The organism is Pantoea sp. X-Soil-TKNS-1280 (assembly GCF_059730475.1).
Genome location: NZ_AP035963.1, coordinates 475,618 through 495,635, shown reverse-complemented (window position 1 = coordinate 495,635; position 20,018 = coordinate 475,618). Strand labels below are relative to the sequence as shown.

20 protein-coding genes and 1 riboswitch are annotated in these 20,018 nt (G+C 55.3%); of the genes, 15 read left to right on the top strand and 5 right to left on the bottom strand.

All coding sequences use genetic code 11. From position 1 onward, the window contains the following. Positions 1 to 5: 5 nt before the first annotated feature. The 3 genes from AC6I8X_RS22255 to AC6I8X_RS22245 are packed head-to-tail and all read left to right on the top strand — an operon-like array spanning position 6 to position 2,772. Entirely contained in the window at positions 6 to 926 is a 921-nt protein-coding gene (locus AC6I8X_RS22255) for an ABC transporter permease (protein WP_497841144.1), read from the top strand. Beyond that, positions 926 to 1,792, top strand: coding sequence for an ABC transporter permease (locus tag AC6I8X_RS22250; RefSeq protein ID WP_299450676.1), 867 nt, complete (start codon positions 926 to 928; stop codon positions 1,790 to 1,792). The genes AC6I8X_RS22255 and AC6I8X_RS22250 overlap by 1 nt, the downstream gene beginning before the upstream one ends. Continuing rightward, positions 1,789 to 2,772 (top strand): ROK family protein, encoded by a 984-nt coding sequence (locus tag AC6I8X_RS22245; RefSeq protein ID WP_497841143.1) that lies wholly within the window; start codon positions 1,789 to 1,791, stop codon positions 2,770 to 2,772. Before AC6I8X_RS22250 ends, AC6I8X_RS22245 begins: the two co-directional genes overlap by 4 nt. 27 nt (positions 2,773 to 2,799) lie before the next feature. Here the strand turns inward: AC6I8X_RS22245 and AC6I8X_RS22240 are convergent, their stop codons facing one another. Further along, a complete protein-coding gene (locus tag AC6I8X_RS22240) occupies positions 2,800 to 3,675 on the bottom strand; it encodes a LysR family transcriptional regulator (RefSeq protein WP_313686724.1) in 876 nt (291 codons plus the stop codon). A gap of 123 nt (positions 3,676 to 3,798) precedes the next feature. On the opposite strand from AC6I8X_RS22240, the gene AC6I8X_RS22235 reads away from it, so the two are divergent. From AC6I8X_RS22235 to AC6I8X_RS22195, 9 genes are all read left to right on the top strand, one after another. After that, a complete protein-coding gene (locus AC6I8X_RS22235) occupies positions 3,799 to 4,524 on the top strand; it encodes a pirin family protein (RefSeq protein ID WP_497841142.1) in 726 nt (241 codons plus the stop codon). Between the two features lie 315 nt (positions 4,525 to 4,839). Then, positions 4,840 to 4,959, top strand: a riboswitch (TPP riboswitch). 127 nt (positions 4,960 to 5,086) lie between these two features. Further along, positions 5,087 to 6,031 (top strand): FAD-dependent oxidoreductase, encoded by a 945-nt coding sequence (locus AC6I8X_RS22230; RefSeq protein ID WP_313683760.1) that lies wholly within the window; start codon positions 5,087 to 5,089, stop codon positions 6,029 to 6,031. Next, the gene (thiS, locus tag AC6I8X_RS22225; protein WP_497841141.1) at positions 6,015 to 6,212 is read left to right on the top strand and encodes a sulfur carrier protein ThiS; all 198 of its coding nucleotides are present in this window, start codon (positions 6,015 to 6,017) and stop codon (positions 6,210 to 6,212) included. The genes AC6I8X_RS22230 and thiS overlap by 17 nt, the downstream gene beginning before the upstream one ends. A 3-nt stretch (positions 6,213 to 6,215) precedes the next feature. Next, complete coding sequence (locus AC6I8X_RS22220; protein WP_497841140.1) at positions 6,216 to 6,974, top strand: thiazole synthase; 759 nt, start codon at positions 6,216 to 6,218, stop codon at positions 6,972 to 6,974. Between the two features lie 11 nt (positions 6,975 to 6,985). Next, complete coding sequence (locus AC6I8X_RS22215) at positions 6,986 to 7,954, top strand: HesA/MoeB/ThiF family protein (RefSeq protein WP_497841139.1); 969 nt, start codon at positions 6,986 to 6,988, stop codon at positions 7,952 to 7,954. Next, positions 7,951 to 8,670, top strand: a complete 720-nt coding sequence (locus AC6I8X_RS22210; protein ID WP_497841138.1) for an ABC transporter ATP-binding protein — start codon at positions 7,951 to 7,953, stop codon at positions 8,668 to 8,670. Before AC6I8X_RS22215 ends, AC6I8X_RS22210 begins: the two co-directional genes overlap by 4 nt. After that, positions 8,651 to 9,388 carry an ABC transporter permease gene (locus tag AC6I8X_RS22205; protein WP_497841137.1) on the top strand — a complete coding sequence of 246 codons (738 nt, stop codon included), beginning with the start codon at positions 8,651 to 8,653 and terminating at the stop codon, positions 9,386 to 9,388. The genes AC6I8X_RS22210 and AC6I8X_RS22205 overlap by 20 nt, the downstream gene beginning before the upstream one ends. Before the next feature lie 9 nt (positions 9,389 to 9,397). After that, the gene (locus tag AC6I8X_RS22200) at positions 9,398 to 10,333 is read left to right on the top strand and encodes an ABC transporter substrate-binding protein (protein WP_497841136.1); all 936 of its coding nucleotides are present in this window, start codon (positions 9,398 to 9,400) and stop codon (positions 10,331 to 10,333) included. A 173-nt stretch (positions 10,334 to 10,506) separates the two neighbouring features. Beyond that, entirely contained in the window at positions 10,507 to 10,959 is a 453-nt protein-coding gene (locus AC6I8X_RS22195; protein ID WP_497841135.1) for a hypothetical protein, read from the top strand. A gap of 62 nt (positions 10,960 to 11,021) precedes the next feature. On the opposite strand, the gene AC6I8X_RS22190 is transcribed toward AC6I8X_RS22195, so the two are convergent. Beyond that, positions 11,022 to 11,654 carry a LysE family translocator gene (locus AC6I8X_RS22190; protein ID WP_313683767.1) on the bottom strand — a complete coding sequence of 211 codons (633 nt, stop codon included), beginning with the start codon at positions 11,652 to 11,654 and terminating at the stop codon, positions 11,022 to 11,024. Between the two features lie 141 nt (positions 11,655 to 11,795). Between AC6I8X_RS22190 and AC6I8X_RS22185 the strand changes: the two genes are divergently transcribed. Beyond that, a complete protein-coding gene (locus tag AC6I8X_RS22185) occupies positions 11,796 to 13,652 on the top strand; it encodes a sigma-54-dependent Fis family transcriptional regulator (protein WP_497841134.1) in 1,857 nt (618 codons plus the stop codon). A gap of 31 nt (positions 13,653 to 13,683) precedes the next feature. On the opposite strand, the gene AC6I8X_RS22180 is transcribed toward AC6I8X_RS22185, so the two are convergent. Together AC6I8X_RS22180 and AC6I8X_RS22175 are read right to left on the bottom strand one after the other, a co-directional pair. Further along, positions 13,684 to 14,739, bottom strand: coding sequence for a 2,3-butanediol dehydrogenase (locus AC6I8X_RS22180; RefSeq protein ID WP_313683769.1), 1,056 nt, complete (start codon positions 14,737 to 14,739; stop codon positions 13,684 to 13,686). A 215-nt stretch (positions 14,740 to 14,954) separates the two neighbouring features. After that, positions 14,955 to 15,866, bottom strand: a complete 912-nt coding sequence (locus AC6I8X_RS22175; protein WP_497841133.1) for a LysR family transcriptional regulator — start codon at positions 15,864 to 15,866, stop codon at positions 14,955 to 14,957. A gap of 134 nt (positions 15,867 to 16,000) precedes the next feature. Here AC6I8X_RS22175 and AC6I8X_RS22170 point away from each other — a divergent pair, with 134 nt between their 5' ends. After that, entirely contained in the window at positions 16,001 to 17,002 is a 1,002-nt protein-coding gene (locus AC6I8X_RS22170; protein ID WP_497841132.1) for a zinc-binding alcohol dehydrogenase family protein, read from the top strand. Positions 17,003 to 17,088: 86 nt separating this feature from the next. After that, entirely contained in the window at positions 17,089 to 17,742 is a 654-nt protein-coding gene (gene nfsB, locus AC6I8X_RS22165) for an oxygen-insensitive NAD(P)H nitroreductase (protein WP_313684475.1), read from the top strand. Between the two features lie 84 nt (positions 17,743 to 17,826). Here nfsB and AC6I8X_RS22160 read toward each other — a convergent pair whose 3' ends face one another. Continuing rightward, entirely contained in the window at positions 17,827 to 19,995 is a 2,169-nt protein-coding gene (locus tag AC6I8X_RS22160) for a hypothetical protein (protein WP_497841131.1), read from the bottom strand. Positions 19,996 to 20,018 lie beyond the last annotated feature (23 nt).

Genomic DNA, 20,018 nt, shown 5'->3' with positions numbered 1-20,018 from the left:
TTGCTATGAAAGCGTATGTCGCGAAAAAGGTGCTTTCACTGCCGTTGATTATATTCGGGGTGTCCATCATCGTTTTTATCGCCATCCGTGCGCTGCCGGGCGATCCGGCACGCCTGATGGCGGGGCCGGAAGCACCGCAGGAAGCGGTGGATAACATGCGCATCCGTCTGGGTCTTGACCAGCCGCTGCCGCTGCAATATGTGAAGTTTGCAGCGGAAGCGCTGCACGGCAATCTGGGGATGTCTTTGCAGTCGCAACGTCCGGTGATCAGCGAAATCAGTGAACGGCTGCCTTATACCTTATCGCTGGCGGCACTGGCTTACCTGCTGGCGATAGCTATTGGCGTACCCGCCGGGATGACCGGGGCGATTTATCGCCAGCGCATTCCGGATCAGGTGGTGATGGTGCTGACCATTGCCGGAGCGTCGATTGCCAACTTCTGGCTGGCGCTGCTGGCGATGAACTATTTTGCGGTACAGCTCGGCTGGTTACCGCTGCTGGGAGCCGATTCGTGGCGTAATTACATCATGCCCACCGTGACGCTGGCGATTTTGCCGATGGCGATGATCGCCCGCATGACGCGTTCCAGCATGCTGGATGTATTAAGTCAGGACTACATTCGCACTGCCAGGGCTAAGGGGTTGTCGGCGCGCAGCATCCACTGGAAACACGCGTTACGCAACGCCCTGATCCCGATTGTGACCATTGTGGCGCTGAATTTCGGCAGCCTGATTGGCGGTGCGGTGGTGACGGAATCGGTATTCAACTGGCCGGGCATTGGTCGTTTGCTGGTGGATTCGGTGCGCTATCGTGACTACCCGGTGATTCAGGGTATCACCCTGGTGGCCGTCACCGGTGTGGTGCTGATGAATCTGGTGGGGGAAATTCTCATCGGCTTGCTGAATCCAAAAATAAGGTTCGACTGATGAACAGCATCGAAACTTCCCTGGTGTCGCGCCGATCGCGCAGCAGGCAGCTGTTGCGTTTCCTGGCGGCATATCCGTCGATTGCCATTGGCGGTGGATTGGTGCTGCTGGTGGTGCTGGCGGCACTGCTGGCCCCGCTGATTACCCATTGGGACCCGATCGAACAGGATTTACTGAATACCTTACAGGCACCCTCCGCCGCGCACTGGTTTGGCACTGACGATTATGGCCGTGATATCTTCGCGCGCGTGATCTATGGGGCGCGTATCTCGTTATTTGAAGTGTGCCTGAGCGTGGCGATTTCGATGGTGATTGGCATTCCGCTCGGTATCATTTCGGGTCTGGCGGGGCGCAAAATCGACGCGGCGATCATGTGGATGATGGACGTGATTTTTGCCTTTCCGGGTATCGTACTGGCGATTCTGATTGTCAGTGTACTCGGCGAAGGGCTGACCAATATGCTGATCGCCATCTCGTTATTCTCCATCCCGGTTTATGCCCGTCTCAGCCGCAATCTGACGCTGGGGCTGAAAAATATGGAGTACATCGAAGCGGCGCATATGCTGGGGGTGCGTTATCCGCGCATTATCACCCACTATATTTTGCGCAACGCGATCGGTCCGCTGATTGTGCAATCAACCCTGACGGCTGGTGCGGTGGTGTTATCGGCTGCCAGCCTGTCATTCCTCGGGCTGGGGGTGCAGCCCCCGATGCCGGAGTGGGGCACTATGATGAGCGATGGACGCAACTTCCTCGGACTCAACATTTACGTCTCCCTTTTCCCTGGCCTGGCCATTCTGATTACCGTACTTGGCTTTAACGTGCTGGGTGACGGCTTACGCGATGTGATGGATAAGCGTTTATGAATACACAGCAACCTGCGGTGATCTGTTTCGATTTAGGTGGTTCATTTATCAAATTGGGGATGGCGACGGGCAACGGGGAATTGGCTCTGCTCGGGCAGGAAAACATGCCAACCACGTCCTGGCCTGAGTTCACGCGGTTAATCCGAACGATGATCGACCAGCATCAGCAGCATTTTAGCGCCAGCAGCCCGGTAGCGATTTCCACCGCCGGGATTGTGGCACCAGATAGCGGTGAGACCTTTGCCAGCAATATTCCGGCCTTCCATCAGCGCAACCTGGCACGAGAACTGGCTGACGAACTACAACGTGAAGTGATCGTCCATAACGATGCGGACTGCTTTACTTATGCCGAAGCGCTGGTCGGGGCGGGACGGGGCCACAGGGTGGTGTTTGGCGCGATCCTCGGTTCTGGCGTCGGCGGCGGCCTGGTGGCGAATGGCCGCATTATCATCGGACAAAATGGGTTAACCGGCGAATGGGGGCATGGCCCGATTACACTGACGGAAGTTGAGATTGACGGTGAATGGCGACGGCTGCCGCGCCAGCGCTGTCCGTGTGGACAACGAGGCTGCCTCGATAGCTACGGTGGTGCGCGTGGCATGGAAAATCTGCATCGCACTTTGCATAACGAATCCGCCAGCAGCCTCGACATTATTGCGCGCTGGCAACGTCAGGAGGCACTGGCCGGACAAACCATCAGCGCCTGGCTACAGTTGGTCAGCCAGCCGCTGGCGTACTGCATCAATCTCACCGGGGCTTCAGTGGTGGTGGTGGGGGGCGGCCTGGCTTCGGTGTCACCACTGATCGCGGTGCTGGATGCGGCGGTGCAAGGTTATGTGTTACGACGCAGTGCTCAGCCATTAGTGGTGCCGGGAGCCTTTGCCCATCATGGCGGCATGCTCGGAGCGGCGTTGCTGGCTGGAGAAGCGGTGTCTAAAGATATCTCTTTGCATCCTGAAGCTGGCTCAGCACCGCGGTGATCGCAACACCATTTGTTAACTGTGCCGCTACGCCAGCTTCTGTTGCAGAAACGCCATAAACACCCGGTTGACCTCGCTGCGCTGGCGATGCTGCGGATAGAGCGCATTCAGGCTGAGCGAGGAGGGGTGCCAGTCATCCAGCACGGTGATCAGGTCACCACTGGCGAGGGCGGGGGCAACGATAAATTCCGGTAGCAGGATCAACCCCAGCCCGGCAATTGCTGCATCGCGCAGCATTTCACCGTTATTGCTGACCATCGGTCCCTGCACGTTAATCACCTCACGTTTTTCCCCCTGAAAGAGCTCCCAGCCGGTCTGGCTTTCGCGACCGTAGCGCAGGCAGGCATGATCAAGCAAATCTTCGGGGTGACGCGGGGCATCGGCCCCTTGCAGGTAGCTGGGGCTGGCGCAGATCACCCGGCGGAACTCCCCCAGTTTTTTGGCGATCAGCGTTGAGTCGGGCAATGTGCCGATACGAATCGCCATATCGAAGCCTTCGCCAATCATATCGACATAACGGTCCGCCAGTTCGACCTGGAATTGCAGCGCCGGATGCAGGCTAAGAAATTCCGCGATAAACGGCGACAGATGGCTGATGCCGAACGACATCGGCACGCTGAGACGAAAACTGCCCTGTAAAACCTGGCGGCGTCCTGACACGGCAAGCTCTGCTTCCTGCACATCATCAAGAATGCGCTGTGCATGGCGGGCAAACAGTTGGCCGTTATCCGTCACTGATAACTTACGCGTGTTGCGATTGAGCAGGCGTGCGCCGAGCGTTTCTTCCAGCGCGGCGATGCGGCGGCTGACATATTGTTTGGAAAGCAGCAGCTGTTCTGCGGCGGCGGTAAAGTTGCCGGCTTTAATCACGGCGACATAAATGCGGAGGTCGTCTATCTGCATATTGTCCACTTATTGGTGACGGTCATTGTCAATGCAACACATTGTTGGGCGATTCAGTTTACGTATACTGAGTCACATCAGGAAGCAATATTGTCTTCCGCCAACAAATTTGAGGAGCAGATCATGATTGAACAAAGACTGTCAGCCCAGCGCGGCCTCGGTGACCACGGCTGGTTGAACTCACGCCACACGTTTTCTTTTGCCAACTACTGGGATCCGAAACAAACCGGTTTCTCCGATTTGCTGGTGATTAACGATGACCGTGTTGCGCCGGGACGGGGTTTTGGTGCCCACCCGCACAGCAACATGGAAATCATCTCCTATGTGCTGGAAGGTGCGCTGGAGCATAAAGATTCCATGGGCACCGGTTCGGTGATTGTCCCCGGTGATGTGCAGCTGATGAGTGCCGGTAGCGGCGTAACGCACAGCGAGTTTAACCACTCGAAAGCGGACAACGTCCACTTCCTGCAAATCTGGATCGTTCCGGCAGAACGCGGCACGCAGCCAGGTTACCAGCAGGTATCGGTGGCGGAAAACGACAAACGTGGTCAGCTGCGTCTGATTGTTTCCCCGCAGGGTGATGAAGGTTCACTGAGCGTGCGTCAGGACATCCGTATCTATGCCGGATTGTTTACCGGTGCAGAACAGCAGACCTTTACGCTGGATGCCGATCGCTACGCCTACATCCATGTGGCACGCGGCAGCATTGAGGTGAACGGTGTGGTGTTCAACGAAGGTGACGGTGCGCGTGTGCGTAACGAAACCGCGCTGCAATTCGCCAACGGTAAAGACGCGGAAGTGCTGTTGTTTGACCTGCGTCCGCTGGAAGTGAATCACCCACAGCGTTAAGCAGAGAAGGGGAGGCCTGAGTGCCTCCCTTTAGTGGTAGCAGCAAACCCATTACCATCCCCGCGACTTCCTGCCCTTTCACGGGCGTAAGACACACCACAAAATAATCACGCCAAATACGCACACCAGGATGGCGGAAATCACTGAATCAGCACACATAATTTTCCTGCCAGACGTTGTTTCTATTAATCCAGATCTTGAGAGCATACCAGGCAATCGTGGAGAAAAGCGCATGATGCTGAAACAGGAGATTTTGAAAGGTTAGGCTTTGTTGCGGTGCTGATGCTTGACGAAGTCAGACGACTACAATACAAATAGACGCGTCGGGGGAGTCTCGCCAGAGAGACTGAGAGGCTAAAAGCGCATTGCGCGGCTTAGCGACCCTTTGAACCTGACCCAGTTGATACTGGCGTAGGAAGACTGACAACCTGCATCGCAGGCTGTCTGGCAGCGGGGCGTTTTCGTGCAACGTATGCTATTTCCCTTCTCCTGTATCCGGGTCTCAGTGCAATGACTGAGAGGCCGATATGCAATTTCCTGTTTCTTTTCCAGAATGTCCGTTATGAGTCGCTGGTCGGTGATTGGCGGCGGTGTGACGGGCCTGTGCGTGGCTACCCTGTTAGCGGAACGCGGTGAGCAGATCGAAGTGATTGTCGATGCAAGCCGTACTCCGGCATCCTGGTTCGCGGGCGGTATGCTTGCGCCCTGGTGTGAAGCCGAAAGTGCGCCGCGTGCGGTGATTGATCTTGGTCAGCATGCCGCCGCGTGGTGGCAGCAACGGGTCAGCAGCGTCGAACATCAGGGTACGCTGGTGGTGGCACCCATGCGTGATAGCCAGGAGCTGAACCGTTTTGCCCGCATGACGGAACAGCATCAATGGGTGGACCCGGCCGCAGTGGAACCGGCACTGGCCGGTCGTTTCGCGCGGGGTTTATTTTTCTCCCAGGAAGCCCATCTTGATCCGCGTCTGGCGCTGGCTGAGATGCGTGAAAAATTACAGCAGCGTGGGGTGACGTTTCACAGCGGCAAAGCCTCCGGGCAAGTGATTGATTGCCGAGGCATCCACGCTGCCTCTGAGCTGCCGCGTCTGCGCGCGGTACGCGGTGAAATGCTGATTTTGCACAGCGATGAGGTGCAGTTCTCACGCCCGATTCGTCTGCTGCATCCGCGTTTTCCCTGCTATCTGGTGCCCCGCCGTGGCGGCCATTTTATGCTCGGTGCCACTATGGTGGAGAGCCATGATGCCAGCGCCATCAGCGCACGTGCCATGATGGAACTCCTCAGTGCGGCTTATACCCTTCATCCGGCGTTAGCCGAAGCCCGCATTATCGAAAACGCCAGCGGTCTGCGCCCGGCGTATCCGGCCAACCTGCCGGAAATCCACTATCAAAATGACACTTTTTATCTGAACGGCATGTATCGCCATGGTTTCCTGCTGGCACCGCTGATGGCGGAACAGCTGATGCAGCGTCTGTCTGAGGAACATCGTTATGAAAATTCAGCTTAATGGTCGCCAGGTGCTGACTGCCGCCAGCACCCTGAGCGAGTTGCTACGTGAGCAGCACATTGATGCTGCCTGCGTCGCCACGGCGTTTAACGGCATGTTTGTGCCCAGAACACAGTACGACAGCCAGCTGCTGGAAGAAGGATGTCAGCTGGAAGTGTTATCACCGATGCAGGGAGGCTAAATCATGTTTTACGACTTTGAACCACAATCACGTTTTTTACTGGGCACGGCAGGTTATCCCTCCCCGGCGATTCTGCAACAGGCGATTGTCGCCTCGGGCAGTGAAATCATCACCGTCAGCCTGCGGCGTGAAGGCGTCGCCGGTGCGGCATTTCGTGAATTGCTGGCGCAGCTGGATAGGCGCGTGCTGCCGAATACCGCCGGTTGCCATACGGTGCAGGAGGCGGTGACCACCGCGCATATGGCGCGGGAATTATTTAACACGCCGTGGATCAAGCTGGAGGTGATCGGCCATGCCGATACGCTGCAACCGGATCCTTTTGCGCTGGTAGAAGCGGCGCGCATTCTGTGCGCCGAGGGTTTCCAGGTCTTCCCCTATACCACGGAAGACCTGATTGTCGGCGAAAAACTGCTGGAAGCAGGCTGCGAAGTGCTGATGCCGTGGGGCGCGCCTATCGGTTCCGGTCAGGGGCTGCGCAATATTGATGGTTTGCGGGCGATGCGTGCCTGGTTTACCGACATCCCGCTGATTATTGACGCGGGCATTGGTGCACCATCACAGGCAGCGCAGGCGATGGAGCTGGGTTTTGATGCCGTTTTGCTGAATACCGCGGTGGCAAAAGCGGGCGATCCGGTGCTGATGGCGACGGCGTTCCGCCAGGCCATTGAGGCCGGGAAAGCGGCGCGCGACGGCGGGTTGATGGAAAAACGCGATATGGCGGTGCCTTCGACCCCGGTTTTTGGTCTGGCGAATCTTTGCTGAGGAGAGTCCCTATGGATCGCTATCAACGTCAGACGATGTTGCCGGAGATTGGTGAGCAGGGTCAGCAGCGACTGGCCGGGGCGCGGGTGCTGGTGGTGGGAGCAGGTGGATTGGGTTCGACGCTGCTGCCGCTGCTGGTGGGCGCGGGCGTGGGTTTTATCCGCTTGTATGACGACGATACGGTGGCGCTGCATAATCTGCATCGGCAGACGTTGTTTGATATGCAGGATGTGCAGCAATCGAAAGTCGCCAGCGCCCAGCGTGCGCTGCTGCGGCGAAATCCACAGGTGCAGGTGGAACCGGTGCCGCAGCCGCTGACGGCCAGCAATGTGCAGCAGGCACTTAGCAACATCGATCTGGTTATCGATGCGGCAGATAACTTTGCCGTCACTTATCAGTTATCGGATGCCTGTTATCCGGCGGGGATACCGCTGATCAGCGCTTCGGTCCTGGGGCGTCAGGGCTATGTGGGGGGATTTTGCGGCGCAGCCCCCAGCTATCGTGCGGTGTTCCCGCAGTTACCCACCAGCGGCGCGAACTGCAATACCGCCGGGGTGATGGGGCCAGCAGTGGCGACACTGGGCGCGATGCAGGCGCAAATGGCGCTGAGCGTATTGCTTGGCCTGGAACCTTCACCGCTCGGTTGTCTGGTGAACTGTGATTTTGTGCACTGGCACTTTCGCCAGTTCCGTTTTGATCGTGCTGCGGAGCCGGATCAACCCTGGGTGCCGTTTATTGATACGCAGCTACTCACGGCGGAGGACTGCATAGTAGAACTGCGCAGCCGCGAAGAAGCACCAGTCAGTGTGGCGGCATGGGCGCAGCGTATCCTGCCGCAACAGCTTGACGCATGGCAACCCCCGCAAGGCCAACGCATTGTGCTGGTTTGCGCCAGCGGTATTCGTGCGGCGCAGGCCGCCACGACGCTGGCGCAGCGCGGTTGTGCGCAGCTGGCCATTCTGGCAGCGAATCGATCATGAGCCAGGATATCACGCTGCACGATCTTGGCTTTAGCTGGGGAGCACAGCCGTTGTGCCAGCAGATGAATCTGCGGCTGCGTGGCGGTAAAACCACGGTGATGCTGGGACGCAGTGGTATCGGTAAAAGCACGCTGCTGCGGCTGGTGGCGGGCTTGCTCCAGCCACAGCAGGGGCGCATCAGTGGCGTTGCGGCCAGTGTGGCCTGGATGGGGCAACAGGATTTGCTCTTTCCGTGGTTATCGGTGCTGGACAACGTGATGCTGGCGGCGCGTCTGAAAGGCGACAAACCCGAACCGGAGCGGGCACGGCATCTGCTGGAGCAGGTGAAACTGGCACAGGTCGCCAATGCCCGTCCTGATACCCTGTCGGGCGGCATGCGTCAGCGTGTGGCTTTGGCTCGCACCCTTTACGCGCAACGGGATGTGGTGCTGATGGATGAACCTTTTGCCACCCTCGACGTGATGACCAAACTCAGCTTGCAAACCCTGACCGCGACCCTGTTACAAGGCAAAACCGTGCTGCTGGTGACGCACGATCCGCTGGAAGCCTGCCGCATGGCCGATGACATTCTGCTGCTCAGTGGGCAGCCGTTGCATATTGAACGCTGGTCGGTGCCAGACGGGCAGGTACCTCGTCCGATTGACGATCCCGGCCTGTTGCTGGCGCAGGGCCATCTTTTTACCCGACTGAATCAAGATGAAAAAGAATCTGTTTAGCGCCGTTTATCTGCTGGCAGTGTTGCTGTGCGGCTGGTTGCTGGCGCTGCGCAGCGGTGTGCCCAAATTTCTGCTGCCTTCACCTGAGGCGGTGCTGGAAGCCCTGTGGGTACACCGTCAACTGTTATGGCATCACATGCTGTACACGCTGGCGGAGATTGTGCTGGCGTTGCTGCTGGGCGTCGGTGCGGGGGTGGTATTGGCAGTGCTGATGGCCGCCAGCACGACATTGCGCCGTTTGTTATTTCCGCTGGTCACTGCCAGCCAGGCGATTCCGGTGTTTGCGCTGGCCCCGCTGCTGGTGCTGTGGCTGGGGTTTGGCATCGCGTCCAAAGTCGTGGTGGCGGCGTTGATCCTGTTCTTCCCGCTGTGTCTGTCGCTGTTTGACGGCCTGTGTCGCACTCCGCCGGGCTGGCTGGAGCTGGCACAGACCCTCAACTCATCGCGTCTTCGTCTCTTCTGGCAGGTACGCTGGCCGGCCGCGCTGCCGCAGTTCTTTTCCGGCCTGCAGATGGCGGTGGTGCTGGCACCGATTGGTGTGGTGATTGGCGAATGGGTTGGCGCGAGCGAAGGACTGGGCTACCTGATGATGCAGTCCAATGCCCGGCTGGAAACCGCCACCAGCTTTGCCGCGTTGTTGTTGTTACTGATTCTGGCGTTGTTGCTGTCCGGTAGCGTCGCCCTGATACGCAAGAAAACTCTCTGGCACTTAACCTAAGGATGCACTTTGAACACCCTACGTACTGCGGTCACCGCCTTGCTGTTGCTGGCAACCACCAGCGTCGCCCAGGCCAATGAAAAGGTTCGTCTGCTGCTCGATTGGTTTGTGAACCCTAACCATGCGGCCATTTTTGCCGCGCAATACAGCGGCGCGTTTAAAAAAGAAGGGCTGGATGTGGAGATGATCGCCCCCGCTGATTCGGCCTCCGTACCCTTGCTGCTGGCGGCGGGCAAGGCTGATCTTGCTATCAGCTATCAACCGCAGCTGTACACGCTGGTGGATAAAGACGTGCCGGTCATCCGCGTGGGTACGTTGATCAATCAGCCGCTGAATACCCTGACCACGGTGTCTCCGGACATTCACTCGCTGAAGGATTTTGCCGGGAAATCGCTCGGTTATGCCATTCCGGGCTTTGAAGATGTGGCAATTCGTAACATGCTGAAATCCCAGGGTGTTGATGTGGACTCAGTCAAACTGATTAACCTGAATATGGATGCGGAGTCTGCGCTACTGACGCACAAAATTGATGGGGCGATGACGGTGTATCGCAACTATGAGTTGCTCGACCTGAAAAATAAGGGCGCGAATCCGGTGGTATTTAAGCCGGAAGATTTTGGTGTCCCGGTTTACGACGAATTGATCATCCTGGCAAACCAGAAAACGGCGGCGCAGGACAAACGCATTCCAGCCTTTTTACGCGGTCTGGATGCCGGTGTCGCCTGGCTGCGTGCCCATCCGCAACAGGCCTGGCAGGCCTTTATTAAGCAATATCCTGAGCTGAACACACCGCTTAATCATCAGGCGTGGCAGGCAACGTTGCCGTATTTCGCCAGCCATAGCGCAATGCTCGATACGCAACGCTATCAGGCTTTTGCTGCATATATGAAAGCCAATGGCTTAATCCAGCAGGTGGCTCCGATGGCAAGGTATTCGTTGCAATAACCTGTTGCTGACTCCCCAGGCGGCGGTAAAATCGCCGCCTTTTTTGCATTGCGTGCGGCGCAGGGGCTGAACGGGGGCGGAATTCAGATAATACTGGAATTGTGTGACTGTCATCACTGATAGCCGCGCGTTAAAATACGCCTTTATCTTTCAGAAAAAGGTTTTTCGTCACGATGCTCTCACGTTACACGCTGGCTGGCCTGATGGCCGCAACATTGCTTACCGGTTGTGCCCGTCATGCTGCTGATACTACGGCTGCTGTCACCGCTGCCACCCCGGCTCCGATTGAGAACAACAACATGGCATCGCCGTTTGATCAAGGCCCGACGGTAATCAATATCACTCACGAAGTCACGCGTACCGATGACGGCTCTGCCATCTATGTAACGGTGGATGGCCAGGATGCGGGTCTGCTGACGAAAGGTGAAGAAAAGCAGGTTCATGTTGCGGCGGGTAAACATAAGGTGGGTGGCTACGTTCAGACGCTGTTTGGCTTTGGCCGAGTGACCATTCAGTCTGTTGACGTGACGACGGACCCGAACAGCGCGAAAAACGTGGTTTATTCGGTCAGCAAACAGAAACCGGCGTTTAGCGAAACAGCAGCGAGCAAACCTGATAATTCCTGATTGCAGCAAAGTTAGCAGGACGTCGTAGCGGCGCAATGTATCGCGCCGCTACGAAATGCGACTCAGTGACGGCTGAAGACTAATTTTAGCCCGGCAATGGCAAAGCAACAGGCCAGCAGCGCATCCAGTCCGCGTCTGATTTTGCGATAGAACGTCGCCATCGGCGCGGTGGAAAACAGCAGCGCGTATCCACAGAAAACCAACACGCAAATTCCAGCGCACCCGGCGATGATCATCGGCAGGGTTGATGCAGCCGCTTCTGGCTTCAGCGCCACTGACATAATTGCTACCCAGGTCAGAATCGCTTTTGGATTGCCCACATGCATCAGCAAACCCTGGCGAAACATTCTGCCGTACTGCGCAGGCGTGCCACTGTGCTGCGCAAATTCCGGTGCATCTGGTTTACGCAAGGCCGATCTGCCTGCTTTACTCGCCAGCCACAACAGATACAGGCCACCACCGATTTTTAATACCACCAGCAGTTGAGCAAAGGTTGCCAGAACGGTAAGAACGCCGCAGGCTGCCAGCAACGCCCATAGCATCGAACCGCCAATCACCCCACCCGCCAGTGCCAGCGCAGAACCGCGCCCTTGCTTCATCGCCGTACCCATAATCGCCATGTTGCTCGGACCGGGGCTGGCCGTGGCAACAAAATAGGTGGTGTAGATCAAAATCAGTTCGTGAGAAAGCGCCATAATTTCCTCTGTGGCCGAATAAGTCCAGATTTAGGGTTATATCGTCAGACGCGACATTTTTCCATGCCGGATCTGTTAATTAGGTGTTAATTCGCTATGCTGTGATTCCACTTAACCAAGGCACCAGGAAGGAGAGGGACTGTGAATCTGAGCCAGCGCGAGCATATCGCCAATGTGGTTAGCAGCGTCGAAAAAGCGACCGCCGCCAATGTGCTAAATCCGCAGGATAATACGGTGCAGGCCTCCTGGTTGCGCTGCGTTACCCGGCACGGTCTCGATCCCAGTCGGATGCAGGAAGCACGTATCTTACCCGCCCATCAGCTGCGTGAGCATCGTCAGCAACTGGAAGAGCTGCGCTTTGTGGCACAGCATGGCCTGGAAAAGTTGTATCAACAGATTGCGCCTGCCGGTTACATTTTACTGCTGGCCGATGCGCAGGGTGTGGCGGTGGATTATCTTGGCGATGCCAACGCAGAAATCAGCTTGCGTCGCGCCGGATTGTTCCTGGGTGCGCAGTGGTCAGAAGCGCTTTCCGGCACCTGCGCCGTCGGCACCGCCCTCGCGACCGGGGAAGCCATCACCATCCATCAGGCAGAACATTTTGATGCCACCCACATTCCGCTGACCTGTAGCGCGGTGCCGCTGTTCGATTCACAGGGCCAACTCCAGGCGGTGCTGGATATTTCCGCGCTTTCTTCCCCTCAACCGCGTGCCAGCCAGCATCTGGTGATGCAGCTGGCGCGGCAGCAGGCGCAGCAAATCGAGAACGCCTGGTTGTTGCATCGTCATCGTCACGATTGGGTGCTGAAACTCAGCCGTAATCCGGCATGGGCGGATGTGCAGCCAGAATTCTTACTGGCGTTTGACGGTAACGGGCAACTGGTAGGGTTGAATCCAGCAGCCCGACGCTGGCTGGGTGCCGGACAATTGCCCGCAGGATCATCGGTTTCAGCGCTGTTTGATCTTTCACTGGAGCAACTGTTGCAAACGCAGCAACTGGACGATATCCACGGGCAACAACGTTTCTATGCGCACACCCTCGCGCCAGCACGGGTTGTCGCATCCTCCCCTGCGACGAAGAATGTCACGATAGCGCCTGAACTGGCGGCGTTAACCGGTGGTGATGCGCAACTGGCGCAGCAATTACGTCGCGCAACGCGTCTGGTGGACGCCCCGCTGCATTTGCTGGTGCAGGGGGAGACCGGCAGTGGGAAAGAGTATTTTGCCCGTGCTTTTCATCAGGCCAGCACCCGCCGCCACGGTCCCTTTATCGCGGTGAACTGCGCGGCAATTCCGGCCAGCCTGATTGAAAGCGAGTTGTTTGGCCATCTGCCGGGAAGTTTTTCTGGTGCGGGTAGCAAAGCGCGCAGCGGGCTGATTCAGGCGGCGCATGGCGGCACACTGTTCCTCGATGAAATAGGGGATATGCCGCTGGAGATGCAGACGCGTCTGCTGCGAGTGCTGGCCGAGCAGGAAGTGCTGCCGATTGGTGCACGTCAGCCGCAGAAGGTGGATATCCGCGTGATCTCCGCTTCGCACCATGCGCTGGCGCAGCGTGTGGCCCAGGGGTTGTTCCGTGAAGATTTGCTCTATCGTCTCCAGGGGGCCTGCATCATGTTGCCGCCGCTGCGGGAACGTACGGATATTAACTGGCTGATTGATACGCTGCTGGCGGAGCGGGCACAACTCAGCGATCGCGCGCGTCATCAGCTGGTCAATCACCGCTGGCCGGGTAACCTGCGCGAGTTAAATCATGCGTTGCAGTATGCACTGGCGATGTGTGAGGCAGGGATCATTCTGCCGGGCGACTTGCCCGATACCCTTCAGGCGGTGGCACAGCAGCCCGATCAGACGCAAAGCGAGGCGGGGCAACTGATTCAGCAGCTCCGCGCAGTGCATTGGAATATGAGTGAAGCCGCACGCCAGCTCGGCATCAGCCGCATGACGTTGTACCGACGTTTGCAAAGATACGCAATTCAGCTGCCGGAGCGGCATTAAAGGCGGGCCAGCCTGGCTGGCCCGATTAATATCACTGTGGTGGACGTACCAGAATTTTGACCTGCTGTTTTTCTTTCACCAGCGCCTCAAAACCCTGCTCGACCAGATCGGCCAGTTCGATGCGTTTGGTCACCAGTTTGTCCGCCTGGAAATAACCCTGCACCATCAACTCCATCACCGCCGGGAAAATATGGCGATAGGCGATAATGCCTTTAATGGTACGTTCGCTCAGTACCACTTTGTTTGGGTGGAACGCCGCTTCACCTTCCCAGATCGACACGATAACGGTTTCGCCTTCGTAGTTAGTGCTGTCGATACACTGCTTCAGCACCACCGGTACGCCGGTCACTTCATAGGCCACATCAACGCCGCCATCGCTCAGCTCACGGATCTTCGCTACGGCATCTTCTTTGCTCGGATCGATGACCACTTTGGCACCCAGTTCGCGTGCTTTCTCAGCACGTTGCGGTGACAGTTCCACCACATAGATTTCAGCGGCACCGGCAGCACGCAGCGCTTCGATGACCAGCAAACCAATCGGACCGGCACCAAATACTGCCGCTTTGTCGCCAGCTTTCAGTTTGCTCATGCGTACCGCATGCAATGCCACCGCAGCGGGTTCCACCAGCGCACCTTGCTCATAGGAGAGGGCGTCCGGCATACGATGCACCATATGTTCTGCCACTGTGGTATAGCTGGCAAAACCACCACCACCACCGGACAGGCCGTGGAAACCAAGGTCGCCACACAGGTTGTATTTGCCTTCACGACAAGCCGGGCATTCGCCGCAGGAGAGAATCGGCTCGACCACGACACGGTCGCCGACTTTGACTTTAGTGACACCGGTACCAACCTCAACCACCTGACCCGAAAACTCATGACCGAGAACAATCGGCGCAATGTCATGGCTGATTTTGTGCGGTTTTTCTACCGGGACGAAGATCGGACCCGCGATGTATTCATGCAGATCGCTGCCGCAGATGCCGGTCCATGCGACTTTGATTTTGACTTTTCCGGCTGTGACCTGGGGTTCTTCAATGTCATCGACGCGAATGTCGCGTGCTTTATACCAACGTGCCGCTTTCATTATGTTCTCCTTGAGGCTGGCATTATTTCTGTCCATTGCCACTTAAGATGGCCGGTGCAGAAGCTCAGCGTGGCTATAGCGAAAACTGTGCCAGCCGGAAGATGATGGTAACTGTATGAATTTAAAGGATGGATGGTTTGGATGAAGTGTCTCGGTGTTACAGCTGTATCAGGTGCAGGTGTAACGTTGTGACATAAATCGCGCGTTGGTGGCAATTATGCCGAAAGCTGCGCAGTCAGCGCCCGCAGATGGGTACGCAGCAGCTGATGCAATGCGCGAATGGCCGGAGAAAATTGTTTGCGATGCGGGCAGATCAGATGCAGCGGGGTGCTTTCGCCAGGCTGCTGTGGCAGCACCACTTCGAGCCGCCCCTCCTGCACGTCATCATATACATCAAGCCAGGATTTGTAAGCGATTCCCATCCCAGCCACCGCCCAGCGGCGGGCGACATCGGCATCGTCACACAGCATACGGCTTTTTACCGTAATCTGGCGGCGCATCCCTTCCTGCGGAAAGGTCCATTTATCATAGACATGGCCGTTCATGACAAACAGCAGACAATCATGCCGCGCGATCTCCTCCAGTGTCTCCGGGCGGCCATGCTGATCGAGCCAGGATGGAGACGCCACCAGCACCCGACGATTATCTTCGGCCAGCGGCAGGGCAACATAACTGCTGTCATCCAGTTTGCCGTAGCGAATGGCGATATCCACCGGATCGCGGAACACATCACTGATTTGATCGGAGAGCGAGAGACGCAGCGACAATGCCGGGTGCTGACGGCAAAATTCGGTAATCAACGGCAGCACGATATTGCGTCCGATATCGGAAGGCAGGGCGATTTTCAGTTCGCCGGATAACGCATCTTCATGGCTTTGCAGGCTGTCGGCACCAGCCTGCATCAGTGCCAGCATTTCCTGGGCGTAGGGCAGGTATTTTTCCCCTTCAGCGGTGAGACGCAGGCTGCGGGTGGATCGGGCAAACAAGCGTTTATCCAGCTCACGTTCCAGACGCTGAATCGCAGCACTGACCTGGCCTGGCAACAGGTCAGCCTCGCGCGCGGCACGAGAAAAGCTGCCAAGCGCAGCGGAGCGCACAAATAACGTCACATCTTCCAGTCGAATCATTTCATTTCTCCAGCGACAGCAGATTTTCACTCTAAGAGTGAAAGTGTTCCCCTGCAAGTGACGTTTTTCGCAAGGAGAGGGCAGCGTAGGCTAAGCGTCATTCACTAAAACCCTTGAGATATAAGGATCAACCGATGAAAGCCATTGTTTACAGCCAGAATGGTTTACCGATTTCTGATGAAAATGCCCTGTACGAACTCGATGTTGCCAAACCGCAACCAGGCACCCGCGATCTGCTGGTCAAAATCAATGCCATCGCGGTTAACCCGGTGGATACGAAAGTTCGTGCTGGTGCGCCCACCGATACACCGCGCATTCTGGGCTGGGATGCAGTGGGCGTGGTGGAAGCGGTGGGCGAGGCGGTGACGTTGTTTCAGCCAGGGGATAAGGTTTATTACGCCGGTGATATCACCCGCCCCGGCAGCTATGCCGAGTATGGGTTGGTGGATGAGCGTATCGCCGCACATCAGCCACAGTCATTGAGCGATGCGGATGCTGCTGCACTGCCCCTCACCGCGTTAACCGCCTGGGAATTGTTATTTGACCGTCTTGAAATCGAGGCAGATGACCATTCTGAGCTGTTGATCATTGGCGCAGGCGGTGGTGTGGGTTCGATGCTAACCCAGCTGGCCAGTAAGCTCACTCGCCTGACGGTGATTGGTACGGCATCCCGGGCTGAAACGGCGGAGTGGGTGCGTTCACTGGGAGCGCATCATGTTATCGATCATCAGCGCCCGCTGGGCGAGCAACTGACCGCGCTGGGCATCAGTAACGTTCGTTATGTCGCCAGCCTGACGCATACCGACAGCTACTATCCGCAGTTGATTGATGTGCTGGCTCCGCAGGGCAAACTGGCACTGATCGATGACCCCGAAACGCTGGATGCAGTGCCGCTGAAACGTAAAGCGATTTCACTGCACTGGGAGCTGATGTTTACCCGTTCGCTGTTCCACACCGCTGATATGCAACGTCAGCATGACATCCTGCAACAGGTGAGCGCGCTGATTGATGATGGCACCCTGCAAACCACCGCCGGTGAGCATCATGGCACCATCAATGCTGCCAACCTGCGCAAGGCGCATGCCCTGATTGAGAGTGGTCGCGCACGCGGCAAAATTGTACTGAGCGGTTTTTAACGTATTGAAACACAAATCGTTAACCCGTGGGTTAGCGAGGCGGATATCGTATTGCCACATTACCCGTTACTGCTCTGGAGAAAAACATGACGCTGAATGATGCTGTGGTCCGTCGCCACACTGTGAAAGCCTTTGCTTCCGGTAAAAGCCTGCCGGATGCCGAGATCGAAACTCTGCTGAATGTGCTGCGTAACAGCCCTTCCTCAGTGAACTCGCAACCGTGGCACTTTGTGGTGGCGTCTACCGCCGCAGGTCGTGAGCTGATCGCGCAATCAACCCAGGGGCCCTTTGTTTACAACGGCCCTAAAGTGCTGAATGCCTCGCACGTTATCGCGCTGTGCATGCGTACCGACCTGGACGAAGCCCATCTGCAAAAGGTATTGGATCAGGAAGATAAAGACGGTCGTTTTCTGAAACCGGAAGGGAAAGCCGGTCAGGATAAGAGCCGCCGCGGCTATGTCGATATTCACCGTTACGAACAGCGCGATGTTCCGCAATGGATGGAAAAACAGGTATACCTGGCATTGGGTGGCCTGCTGCTGGCTGCCGCGATGCTGGGCATTGATGCCACGCCGATGGAAGGTTTTGACCAACGCGCGCTCGATCAGGCGCTGGGCCTGCGTGAAAAAGGGCTGACCAGCGTGGTACTGGTCTCACTTGGCTACCGTAGCGAAGAAGATTTCAATGCGGGGCTGCCGAAATCACGTCTGCCACGCGAAGAGATTTTCACGTTTATTTAATTGTTTGCCGTCGCGGCGCGATTTATCGCGATGTTTTAAAAGATGCGCGATAAATCGCGCCGCGACGGGTTACATAAGTATTTATTAAATCAGAGGGTAATGGAGTTTAATGGCTTTATTAATTTCTGCATCGCGCTCACCTCTAATTCTACAGGTTGCGATCATATCCGCCACAATGGAGGAACAAGTATAAGTTTTGCTTAATTCTGGGACCAGGCGTTCCTTCCAGTCTGCGGCATCAACAGGATCAATAATGCCTGGCCAGAAAGCCATGAGGTCATCAATTAAACACCAGGCAAGCTGACGTGGGGCATATGCCGACTCTTCTTCTTCAGCATAAAAACGCGTGGAAAAAAGTTCTGTGAGTAATCGGATGTTGATCATAAAGGCAATGACTTTTTTCTCATCATCAGTGAATTTTTTGTGACTTAGCGCCAGGCGCTGCTGAGTCAGTTCAATTAGTTGCCAACGCAATTGTCTGGCATTGTTCCGGTCATCTTTCGTCTCGGCAAGATAAAAAGGCACCAGAATCTCGCTTAACAGACATTCATCGGCCCCTTTGGTGAGTTTTGTTGATGCATCAACCTTGCGCATCAGCAGGGAAATCATATGGTTTTCAATCTCTGCGGCCCGGTTTTTTTGCAGGCTATCAAGGCCGGGAGAATGGGAAAACAGAAAACGAATCACCGGTGTCATAATGCCGCCGGAACGGCTCCATAGCGAGTGCAGTTTAGGGAAATCTTCCAGTACGCTGCTAAGATCCGAAAATACGGCTGGGATGTCCGTCACGATTTTCTTCTCATCGGGTTGGTAACACAATAAGGCATAACGTTCGGGTGTCTGGCTGGAGCGAAGCAGATCTCTGAAATCGGTTGCCGGAAGATATAAGGCTTTCTTATTATCCTGATGATAGAAAATATGATGCGGGGCATCCTCATCTTCTATCATCATTTCTTTTTCTATAAAGCTGACAAAATCTTTAATTGGCGTTTTCTGATAGAACTTTTCCCGTAATTCCGGGTGAGCTGTGATGAGCTGGTTTATCGGGAACTGATAATCGAGTAGTGCTTCTTCCTTCAATTTCATGAGTAGTTCAGAGAGATCTGCATGCGGTGTCTCTGAAAGTAATGCATTTTTGCTGTGATTTAATAATTCACGATCGATAAAATCCTTGATAATTTCGGAGTCTTTATAACAATTATTTGTCATCTCCCTAATGAATGAAAGTTTTAACGATGTGGAGTGTCTGTATGTTTCTGCTAATAAACTATCCCCATCGAGCATCGCGACCAGTTGTTCAGCAAAGGCGCAACGGACAGCATTATTTTTAAGTGTGGCAAGTGTATTAAAAAACAACGCACCGGTATCAGGATTATGAATGCTGTCCAGATGTCTGTCTATCTGGTTGATGCCGTAAAACATTTCAGGATCGAGTTTGATAACATCAGATGCGTTACTACTAAAAATTGCGCCGGTTAATTTTGTCCCTTCCAGAAGAGAGAGTTTATCGATCTTTGCATTGGTAAAGTCAACGTTCTCCAGGCAATTAACATTCTGCAGAACGAATTTTCCTGCTTGAATATCTTTGAAACTAACATTCTTGAATCTATACTGCTCACTCAGGTTGTTGGAGAATGTTATATTGTCCAGGGCGCTTTTGGAAAAATTAGTTTGTTCTATCTGGCATGAGGCATTATCTACAATACGGATGTTTTTTAGTTTACAGCCAACCATTTCAACCTGTGATAACTCGCAGTCTCTGATGATGCTTTGCTGTCCTTTATATGAACCATCAATTATGGTGCTTTCCCAACAGGATTTTTTGAAATTTGACCCATACCAAATTAGCTTGTCATTTTCTACTGTGAGTACGCAGTTATGCATTTCAATGCGGTGGTTAGTGCAATGTCCCCGGAAGTTTAAGTCGTAGAAGGTGTCACCATTAAATACTAACGGTTCATAAAAAACACCAGGTTTACAGACAAGATCATAACCAAAACCCAGCCCGCGAAAGGTTCTGGGGCGTTGATCATGGGGCCGAATGTTATGCATATAATCGATAAAGGTTGTGGGGATAATGTCTTTCAGTTCGGAGGTATTGTCAGCATCCAGAGTGTTGATGACTGATGGTGTATTTGACGCGAGGGTCACTGAATGATTATTGATTGCCGGGCGAGATAACGCTCCAGAATGAAGCGCTTCTGATGAAGTGGCCATGGGTGAGGCTAAGACATTAACAGAAATATCGGACATAAAATCGTTCCTGAAAGATATGA

What these genes read in the sequence shown, in the direction of transcription:
- AC6I8X_RS22255 (WP_497841144.1), top strand. Translation starts at nt 6, where the DNA reads ATGAAAGCGTATGTCGCGAAAAAGGTGCTTTCACTGCCGTTGATTATA.
- AC6I8X_RS22250 (WP_299450676.1), top strand. Translation starts at nt 926, where the DNA reads ATGAACAGCATCGAAACTTCCCTGGTGTCGCGCCGATCGCGCAGCAGG.
- AC6I8X_RS22245 (WP_497841143.1), top strand. Translation starts at nt 1,789, where the DNA reads ATGAATACACAGCAACCTGCGGTGATCTGTTTCGATTTAGGTGGTTCA.
- AC6I8X_RS22240 (WP_313686724.1), bottom strand. Translation starts at nt 3,675, where the DNA reads ATGCAGATAGACGACCTCCGCATTTATGTCGCCGTGATTAAAGCCGGC.
- AC6I8X_RS22235 (WP_497841142.1), top strand. Translation starts at nt 3,799, where the DNA reads ATGATTGAACAAAGACTGTCAGCCCAGCGCGGCCTCGGTGACCACGGC.
- AC6I8X_RS22230 (WP_313683760.1), top strand. Translation starts at nt 5,087, where the DNA reads ATGAGTCGCTGGTCGGTGATTGGCGGCGGTGTGACGGGCCTGTGCGTG.
- thiS (WP_497841141.1), top strand. Translation starts at nt 6,015, where the DNA reads ATGAAAATTCAGCTTAATGGTCGCCAGGTGCTGACTGCCGCCAGCACC.
- AC6I8X_RS22220 (WP_497841140.1), top strand. Translation starts at nt 6,216, where the DNA reads ATGTTTTACGACTTTGAACCACAATCACGTTTTTTACTGGGCACGGCA.
- AC6I8X_RS22215 (WP_497841139.1), top strand. Translation starts at nt 6,986, where the DNA reads ATGGATCGCTATCAACGTCAGACGATGTTGCCGGAGATTGGTGAGCAG.
- AC6I8X_RS22210 (WP_497841138.1), top strand. Translation starts at nt 7,951, where the DNA reads ATGAGCCAGGATATCACGCTGCACGATCTTGGCTTTAGCTGGGGAGCA.
- AC6I8X_RS22205 (WP_497841137.1), top strand. Translation starts at nt 8,651, where the DNA reads ATGAAAAAGAATCTGTTTAGCGCCGTTTATCTGCTGGCAGTGTTGCTG.
- AC6I8X_RS22195 (WP_497841135.1), top strand. Translation starts at nt 10,507, where the DNA reads ATGCTCTCACGTTACACGCTGGCTGGCCTGATGGCCGCAACATTGCTT.
- AC6I8X_RS22190 (WP_313683767.1), bottom strand. Translation starts at nt 11,654, where the DNA reads ATGGCGCTTTCTCACGAACTGATTTTGATCTACACCACCTATTTTGTT.
- AC6I8X_RS22180 (WP_313683769.1), bottom strand. Translation starts at nt 14,739, where the DNA reads ATGAAAGCGGCACGTTGGTATAAAGCACGCGACATTCGCGTCGATGAC.
- AC6I8X_RS22175 (WP_497841133.1), bottom strand. Translation starts at nt 15,866, where the DNA reads ATGATTCGACTGGAAGATGTGACGTTATTTGTGCGCTCCGCTGCGCTT.
- AC6I8X_RS22170 (WP_497841132.1), top strand. Translation starts at nt 16,001, where the DNA reads ATGAAAGCCATTGTTTACAGCCAGAATGGTTTACCGATTTCTGATGAA.
- nfsB (WP_313684475.1), top strand. Translation starts at nt 17,089, where the DNA reads ATGACGCTGAATGATGCTGTGGTCCGTCGCCACACTGTGAAAGCCTTT.
- AC6I8X_RS22160 (WP_497841131.1), bottom strand. Translation starts at nt 19,995, where the DNA reads ATGTCCGATATTTCTGTTAATGTCTTAGCCTCACCCATGGCCACTTCA.